Origin of the sequence: Methylobacterium variabile, from assembly GCF_001043975.1 — a bacterium.
Classification (GTDB): Bacteria; Pseudomonadota; Alphaproteobacteria; order Rhizobiales; family Beijerinckiaceae; genus Methylobacterium; species Methylobacterium variabile.
This window is the reverse complement of the sequence record NZ_LABY01000486.1, coordinates 1-606: the sequence shown is the minus strand read 5'-3', so window position 1 is coordinate 606 and position 606 is coordinate 1. Positions and strand designations below refer to the sequence as shown.

General features: G+C 66.8%; 1 pseudogene. It reads right to left on the bottom strand.

Annotated features, from left to right (window positions below):
• Positions 1–551 (bottom strand): annotated as a pseudogene (locus VQ02_RS34050) (hypothetical protein); the annotation flags it as partial.
• Positions 552–606: the final 55 nt, after the last annotated feature.

Sequence of the window (606 nt, the reverse complement as noted above, 5' to 3'; positions counted from 1 at the left end):
ACGCTCTTGAGGCCGGCGATCTCGGCCGCGAGAGGTGCGAGAGCCTCGCGACCGGTGTCCCGTTTGTCCTTCGGGATTTCGCGGATCGATTTGATCGTCTCGACGAGGGCGACGCCCTCGGGCGAGCCGACCTCGTCGGCGCTGACGTTGTGGAGGTCGACCTCGTACTTGCCGGCCACCAGGCGCTCGAGCGCGACTTCCTCCACGAATGCCGCGTAGAGTTCGAGCGGGTTCTTCTTCCGGAGCTGAGCGACCTGCTCGATGAACGGCATCAGCGCCCCATGCAGGGCTTCGGCCTCGGGGCCGAGGCGCAAGTCAGCAATGGCGGCCGCGAGGGTCGAAGCAGCGACACGCAGGGGTGGTTGCGGCACGGCGGCGAGATCGATCGCATAGACCTCGCTGTCCCGGCCGAACGGCTGCGCCACCTGGGCCATCTGCCGGGTCAGCATTTCCGGCCTCGTGTCGGTGGCCGGATCGTCGAGATCGTCCTCATCCTCGTCGACGGGCTGGGGGATGGGCTTGGGAGTGCCCTCGACGATGATGGCGCCCATGCCATTCATGCAGGCTCCATAGACGAGGGTGTTGATCGCCAGGGCCTGCCATTCC